Raw genomic sequence first — 5,824 nt, 5'->3', positions numbered from 1 at the left:
GCCGGGACGGAGCGCCAAACAACGTTGTGGTGTTCCGCCGGGGAGGCAGCCGGGAGGAGTACGGCAAGATCACTGACCTGGAGATCGGCGAGGGCGATGTGATTAGCTTCCGCGGAGGCGGCGGAGGAGGGTTCGGAGACCCTCTCGAGCGCGATCCGGAGATGGTCAGGTGGGATGTCCTTAACGGTTACGTCAGCCTGGAAGCTGCGGAAAGGGACTACGCGGTGGTGCTGGACCCTGGCACCATGAGGGTGGACCCGCAGAAGACGGCCTCCTTACGTGCGGAGCGTAAGGCTCGGGGCACCCCTGCACCAAGATGACTTCTCGGGAAGGTGCGCGGTCGTGGGGCGCCGGATAAAGTTCGTATTCGGCCGGGGTGGAGAGGTGCGGGCGGACCTGCTGGAAGGAGAAGCGCCGAAAGTCTGTAGCGCTATCTGGGTCTTGCTACCTGTACGCGCGTGGGCTCTGCATTCCCGCTGGTCAGGAAGGGAGGTCAACTTCCCCATCAATACGGGCCAATGCAAGCCTCCGCGCGAGAACCTATCGCTTTATGTCAGCAGGGGTGATGTGGCCTACTGGCGCCTGGAGGGCAGTGATGAGCGACCGGAGGCGTTGGCTCTCTACTACGGTGCGGAAGAGGCCCGGGACTGGCGCGGTCAGCAGCCGGTCAGCATCTTTGCTCGCGTGGTGCCGGAGGATCTCAGTGTCCTGGAGGAGGTGGGTCTGCGCATCTGGCAGCAAGGTGGAGAGCCAGTGCTGGTGGAAGTGTGCAGCGCGTAGGGGGTAGCCGTCGTGGTGCAATCTGCGGCCGAAATGGTTGGAGAGCGCCTGCGCCAGCTGCGGAAGGCGAAGAAGTGGACGTTAAAGGAGACGGCTGAGGCAAGCGGGTTATCGGTGAGTTTCATTTCTGACATCGAGCGGGGTGAGGCAGCTCCGACTTTGACTTCGCTGGAAAGGTTGGCTCGGGCTTTGGGGGTGGGCCTCGAGGCACTGTTCGCACTACCTGCGCACGCTGCCCAGGTCACGAGAGCCGACGAACTCCCCACAGTAGAGGCCTGGCGGGGGGACGTAATCTACTACCGGCTGTCCAGCACCGCCATCGAGAACCGGAAACTGGAGTGCCTCGTTGTCAAGCTACTTCCGTCCCCTCGGTGGTTGCGGGCTCAACCTTATTCCCACGAAGGTGAAGAGTTCGGCTACGTGCTCAAAGGGACGCTGACCATGGTGTTTCACGACTCGGAAGTGGAACTGAGGCCGGGAGACAGCATTCACCTACCTTCGACCCTTCCCCACATTTGGCAGAACCGGACTCAGGAAGAAGTGGTGGCCATCTGGGTAATCACGCCAGCCATACACTAATAGCGGCAATACTGGATTCGGCTTTCTAAAAGCGAGGGCTGGCGCTGAGTGTCCGATACTTTCCCGACAGCAAGGAGGGTAATCTCATGAGGAGAACTCGGTTGCGCGTACCGGGGCTGTTCCTGGCGGCGTTGGCCCTTGCCCTCCTGGTAGGTGCTTGTGCCACGCGCCAGCAACCACCCGAGGCTGGTTCTGCGCAAGAACCAATTAACATCGCAATATTCACCCCCGTTCGGGCGAACGCGTATGACCAGGCGTACATCGACGGAGCCAATAGTAAGGCGGCGGAATATAACGTGCGTATAGACGTGTTCTCGTGCGAGTTCAACACCCAGGAGCAGATCAACCAAATGCAAGATGCTATCACAGCGGCCAAGTACAAAGCATTCATCGTACATGCCAACGACAGTAACGCTATTGTGCCCGCCGTTCAGGAAGCCGTGGCGAAAGGTATCGTGGTCATTGGAATCGAGTACCCGATTGGCCCTGATACGCGATCGCTCAAGCCGTATCCGCCCGGGGTCAAGTGCATAATCGGCTGCACCGGTTGGTCGATCGGGACGTGGCTGGGCAAGGCGGTGGTACAGGCAAGCGAGGGTAAAGACCCTTGCAAGGTTGCGTACTTGATAGGCGCGCAGTCCCTCACCATCGACCAGGACCGGTTTGAAGGGCTGAAGTCGGTCATCAAGGATCATCCCAACATTCAAATCACGGCCTTCCAGGAGGGGCAGTACCGTCGGGATGTGTCTCGTGAGATCATGCAGAACGTCTTCCAGGCGCAACCAGACATCAGCGTAGTGGTTTCCTCAGGTGATCAGATGACGCTCGGCGCTTATGACGCGGCCAAGGAGGCGGGGCTGGAGAAGCAGATCAAGTTCATCGGCAATGGATGTAGCAAGGAAGGCTGGCAAGCCATTAAGAACGGAGAGATGTTCGCCAGCTACGCCAATATTCCATATACGGAGGGGCAGTTGGCGGTCGAGATGGCCGTCAAGGCGCTTCGGGGTGAAACGGTGCCGGAGTCGATCAACCTGGAGGACATGCGGCCCCCGTTGCCGGCCGAAGGTCCTCTGATTACACAGCAGAACTGCGACAGCTTCCAACCCCAGTGGTAGGTGCGAGTCTTCCTGGTGAAGGGGATTACCGGGGGACATGGGCGACCAACCGGCGGTCTTGCTGCGATCAGTAAGCAAGCGCTTTGACGGCGTGGAGGCGTTGAAGGACGTGTCCCTCGCTGTCGAACAAGGGGTAGTGCATGCCCTGGTCGGCGAGAACGGAGCAGGCAAGTCGACCCTCGGTAAGATTGTCAGTGGTGTCTTGCGCCCGGATGGAGGCCAGATCGTAGTGAGGGGACGCACCGTAGGCTTCCGGTCTCCGCGGGATGCGCTCAGGGACGGGATTGCTCTAATCTCGCAGGAGGTCACGCTGGTCCCGCAGCTGACGGTGGTCGAGAACGTGTTCCTGGGCATAGAGAGCGTCCGGCGCGGATTCGTACAACCTAGGGCCATGTTGAAACGGTACGACGAGTTGACAGCGCGCTCCGGGTTGTACGTCCCGCCGGACGCTCTCGTTTCCTCGTTAAGCCTGGCGGATCAGAAGAAAGTCGAGATCCTACGAGCGCTGGCCAGGGACGTGCAGCTGATCGTGGTAGACGAAGCCACAGCGGCCATGCCCCTTGAGGAAGCCCAAAGGCTGCATTCCCTGACCCGCAGATTGAAGGCGACGGGGACCACGATACTGTACGTATCACACTACTTGGAAGAAGTGCTTTCTCTGGCTGACATAGTAACCGTACTGCGGAACGGTCGATGCATCAAGACCTCGCCTGTAAGTCAGGAGACGCCGGAGAGCCTGGTCGAGGCCATGCTCGGCCGGTACGTGTCCGTTGGATTCCCGGACAAGATGTACCCGCCTTCTAACTCTCCCATTGTGCTGTGGGTAGAAGATCTTACAGCTCCGCGCGCCTTCACAGGTATTTCCTTCCAGGTGAGAGCTGGCGAGATAGTGGGGCTCGCCGGCCTGGTGGGAAGCGGTCGCTCGGAAGTGGCGCGAGCCATCTTCGGAGCAGGGGTCCGGGCAACGGGTACCATCAAGGTGCGGGGCAGAGTGGTGAACCCGCGGTCGCCCCGTGAGGCGATTGATGCGGGGATCGCTTTGCTACCGGAGAACCGGAAGGCCCAGGGGTTAGTGCCGAGACTGCCGGTTGGTCACAACGTCTCGCTGCCCCACCTGAAGGGGGTAGCGCGTGGTCCGTTCGTTGAGGTGAGGCGCGAGCATTCTAAGGTGGCGCGCCTGTTGAGAGAGCTAGACGTCAGGCCGTCGGACCCACGGGCGGAGGCCCGGACACTGTCGGGGGGGAACCAGCAGAAGGTTCTTTTCGCGAAGTGGCTATTCGGTCGGCCGCAAGTGCTAATTGCCGACGAGCCGACCGCCGGAGTGGACGTCGGTGCGAAGCGGGCCATTTACCGGCTCATTCAGTCCCTGGCCCAGGAAGGAATGGCGGTGCTCCTCATCTCATCTGATCTGGCCGAGGTTCTGGGCCTTGCCCACCGGGTTTTAGTGATGCGGTCGGGTCGGATCGTGGGAGAGTTCTTCGGCTCGGACCTGAATGAGGGCAGGGTGATGCAAGCCATGTTCACCGGAGACCGAGGCGGTGCAGGCCTTGCCTAGGGGGGTAGCGAGTGATGTGGCAAGGTCGGGCCGCAAAGGACGGATTCTCGCGGTTGCCCGAACGATGCTCCGCAGCTACGGGATTGTCCTGGCTTTTATCCTGCTCTTTGTTGTGCTTTCAGTCTCGACGCCTACCTTCCTAACGGCCCGCAACCTTCACAACATCCTGGATCAGTCAGCCGAGATTGGTATTGTAGCCTGCGCGATGACATTAGCAATCATCAGTGGCAATTTCGACCTCTCGGTGGGCGGTAGCTACGCGTTCGCCGGATGCTTAGCCGCTATGATCGCTGTGCGGGGGCTCACGGGGGCCGGGCTGGCTCTTGGTTTGTTGGCCGGGCTGGCGTTCGGGCTGTTGAACGGCATCATCGTGGGGGGGTTCCGGGCTCACTCCTTCATCGCCACTCTCGCCACCGGATACATCATCCGGGGGCTGGCCATGATTCTCACGGGCGGCAGGCTGATCATCGTGGAGGACTCGGCTTTCAAATGGTTAGGACAGGGCAGTTTTGTAGGGGTGAAGTATCCGATTCTCGTGCTGTTCGCCTGGGTGGCGTTAACGTGGCTGCTGCTGTCCAAGACGACCTTCGGGAGGGCAGTGTATGCCATTGGGGGAAATCCAGAGGCCGCCTATCTCTCCGGAGTCCGAGTCAATCGGGTAAGAACCGTCATATTCGGCATAAACGGCTTGAGTGCTGCATTGGCAGGCCTTATTGCCGTCTCTCGTATTGGTCAGGGCCAAGCGGATATCGGTCCACTGGTTGACTTACAAGCGATTTCGCGTGTCGTTATAGGCGGGACGAGCATCTTGGGGGGAGAAGGCTCGATCTGGCGTACCGTCTTTGGCGTCCTATTGATGCGGCTAATGGCCAACGGATTCAACATTCTAAACGTGTCACCCTTTTACCAGAGGGTTTTCGAAGGGGCAGTCATCCTCTTCGCGGTGGCGCTTGACACGCTCACACGCTCCCGCAGCGGGAGGTGACTGCTCGGCGCTGGGGCTAGGCCTCTGGCGAAGGGTAAGAGTCGAGAGGGGGAACAGGGCGCAGTGGGTGGACCTGACAGAGCCGTGCGGATAGGAACTTGCGGGCGGTATCTGCGGGAGCGGGGAATCGCCGCCGCGATAGTCGTGTCGCCCGCCAACATGTTCTACCTTACCGGGTTGAGCCTTACACCTCACGAGCGGTTAGCGGCGGTGCTGGTGGCAGCGGACGAGAAACTGCTCGTAGTGGTGCCGGATTTCGAGCGTGACAGGGCGCTGGAGTTCCTTCAGTCCCGGCAGATTCTCGCCTGGCGAGACGGTGAAGATCCCCTGGCCACTCTTGTGGGCGGCCTCCGGGTGTTGGGAGTGGGTCCGGGCGCGCGGCTGGGAGTGGAGAAGGGCAGGTTCACCCTTGATCTAGCCGACCGGTTGCGTGCTGCCTTCCACAAACTGGAATATGGGGACGTGAGTCCGCTCTTTGTACGTATGAGGGCCAGGAAAAGTGAGGAAGAGATTGCCTGTATCCGGGAGGCCTGCCGGATCACCGTGGCTGCGATAGGCGAAGTGTTGTCGTTTATCCGACCGGGGGCAACTGAGTTGGAGGTAGCCGCCCGTCTGGATTTGCTGCTGGCGTCGGCGGGATCTTCGGGTAGCGCCTTCCGCACCACGGTGCTTTCCGGGGTCCGTTCGGCCTCTCCCCACGCGACCAGTAGCAGCAAGGAGATCTCCCGCGGTGAAGTGGTGGTCATCGATGTCGGTGGGACGTACTGCGGTTATTGTGCGGACGTTACCCGCACGGTGGTGGTGGGTCCC

General features: G+C 60.6%; 7 protein-coding genes. All 7 read left to right on the top strand.

Annotation, left to right across the window (positions count from 1 at the left end; genetic code table 11):
- The coding region (locus AB1609_14305) for a hydantoinase B/oxoprolinase family protein (protein ID MEW6047632.1) at positions 1-320 on the top strand (320 nt) is incomplete at its 5' end.
- Positions 280-780 carry a DUF3830 family protein gene (locus AB1609_14300; protein MEW6047631.1) on the top strand — a complete coding sequence of 167 codons (501 nt, stop codon included), beginning with the start codon at positions 280-282 and terminating at the stop codon, positions 778-780. The genes AB1609_14305 and AB1609_14300, both read left to right, overlap by 41 nt.
- Before the next feature lie 12 nt (positions 781-792).
- Entirely contained in the window at positions 793-1,359 is a 567-nt protein-coding gene (locus AB1609_14295; GenBank protein ID MEW6047630.1) for an XRE family transcriptional regulator, read from the top strand.
- Positions 1,360-1,445: 86 nt separating this feature from the next.
- A complete protein-coding gene (locus AB1609_14290) occupies positions 1,446-2,474 on the top strand; it encodes a sugar ABC transporter substrate-binding protein (protein MEW6047629.1) in 1,029 nt (342 codons plus the stop codon).
- A gap of 37 nt (positions 2,475-2,511) precedes the next feature.
- The gene (locus AB1609_14285) at positions 2,512-4,029 is read left to right on the top strand and encodes a sugar ABC transporter ATP-binding protein (GenBank protein MEW6047628.1); all 1,518 of its coding nucleotides are present in this window, start codon (positions 2,512-2,514) and stop codon (positions 4,027-4,029) included.
- 16 nt (positions 4,030-4,045) lie between these two features.
- The gene (locus AB1609_14280) at positions 4,046-5,014 is read left to right on the top strand and encodes an ABC transporter permease (GenBank protein MEW6047627.1); all 969 of its coding nucleotides are present in this window, start codon (positions 4,046-4,048) and stop codon (positions 5,012-5,014) included.
- Between the two features lie 84 nt (positions 5,015-5,098).
- Positions 5,099-5,824: Xaa-Pro peptidase family protein (locus AB1609_14275; protein ID MEW6047626.1), on the top strand; the 726-nt coding region annotated here is incomplete at its 3' end.

Source organism: Bacillota bacterium (assembly GCA_040754675.1).
Classification (GTDB): Bacteria; Bacillota; Limnochordia; order Limnochordales; family Geochordaceae; genus Geochorda.
The sequence above is the reverse complement of the archived record's forward strand: the minus strand, read 5'-3'. Positions and strand labels throughout refer to the sequence as shown.

Coding starts and splice junctions, on each gene's coding strand:
- AB1609_14290 (MEW6047629.1), top strand. CDS start 1,446: ATGAGGAGAACTCGGTTGCGCGTACCGGGGCTGTTCCTGGCGGCGTTG.
- AB1609_14285 (MEW6047628.1), top strand. CDS start 2,512: ATGGGCGACCAACCGGCGGTCTTGCTGCGATCAGTAAGCAAGCGCTTT.